The organism is Streptomyces sp. NPDC101166, assembly GCF_044768125.1.
In the GTDB taxonomy this organism is placed as follows: domain Bacteria; phylum Actinomycetota; class Actinomycetes; order Streptomycetales; family Streptomycetaceae; genus Streptomyces.
Genome location: NZ_JBIWPF010000302.1, coordinates 1 through 1,085 on the forward strand (window position 1 = coordinate 1; position 1,085 = coordinate 1,085).

The window sequence follows — 1,085 nt, forward strand, 5'->3', positions numbered from 1 at the left end:
CAGGAAAACGGCGATGGCCGGGACCCGCAGGCGGCTTGTGTTGCCGCACATAAGGTCCCGGCCACCGCCGGAAAAGCGTGCTGAATTACTGCCGGGCGGAAGGGAATCCGGGCTGCGGGGCGTACTGCGGGTACATCGGAGCCGAGGCCGCGACCGGAGCCGACACCGCCTTCTGATCCGCCTTGGCGTGCTGCATGCCCGCCACGAACAGCGCACCCGTCAGCACCAGGAAGGCGAGGGTGTGGATCACCGCGCGCACGACGTTCCAAGCCACCCAGGAGCTTTCGAACTGGGACCGCACCGCCGCCAGATCCGGGATCTGAGCGACATCACCGGCATTGGCCAGCTGGTTGTTGAGCGGCACGTTCAGGCCGGAGGTCACCGCGAAGGCGATCACATTGAGCGCCAGCGCGACGCCGACCCAGATCAGCGTGGTGCGGGTGTCCTTGCCCAGGTGCAGGGCCGCGGCCAGCACGGTGAAGCCGACCGAACCCATGAAGGCGAGCATGAACGGCGGGTTGATGATGACCACATTGATCTTCTGCATGATGTCGACGAAGGTGCGGTCGTCGGACTGGCCCAGCGCCGTCATCACCGAGGTCGCGTAGGCGAAGAAGATGCCGGCGGTGAGACCGGTGGTCAGCGTCGCCGCCACCAGCGCGGCCGTGCGAAGTGCGAACATCGATCTCTCCTGACTGGATCCGCCACCCGGACTCCCGGGCGATCAACTACATCCAGTCAACAGTCCGCGGCCCCGGAAACCCATGGCTCAGAAGCTCACCCCCATGCGCGCGGGTCCAAGGTCAGAGATCGCGCTCCGAGACGACGCCGGATTGCATGGCCAGGTTGGCGAGGCGGACGCGCTTCTGGTTCTGCGGCAGGTCCTCGACGCCGAACTTGGCGAACAGGGCGCGCAGGTGGGTCTTGATGGCGTCGACGCTGAGGAAGAGTTCGGCCGCGATCTGCTGATTCGAGGCGGGCGAGGCGAAGCCGTCATTGCCGCGCAGGGGGCGGCAGAGCGCGATCAGCACCGACCGCTGGGTCTCGGTGAGCGAGCGGAGCGTGGGCAGCCCACCGGTCGAGGT

2 protein-coding genes are annotated in these 1,085 nt (G+C 67.0%); both read right to left on the reverse strand.

The genetic code is table 11. From position 1 onward, the window contains the following. Positions 1-85: 85 nt before the first annotated feature. The gene (locus tag ACIRS4_RS38625; RefSeq protein WP_404205006.1) at positions 86-682 is read right to left on the reverse strand and encodes a DUF1772 domain-containing protein; all 597 of its coding nucleotides are present in this window, start codon (positions 680-682) and stop codon (positions 86-88) included. Positions 683-803: 121 nt separating this feature from the next. After that, positions 804-1,085: response regulator transcription factor (locus tag ACIRS4_RS38630; RefSeq protein ID WP_404205008.1), on the reverse strand; the 282-nt coding region annotated here is incomplete at its 5' end.

Excerpts from the sequence above, each read along its gene's own strand:
- ACIRS4_RS38625 (WP_404205006.1), bottom strand. The coding sequence starts at position 682 with ATGTTCGCACTTCGCACGGCCGCGCTGGTGGCGGCGACGCTGACCACC.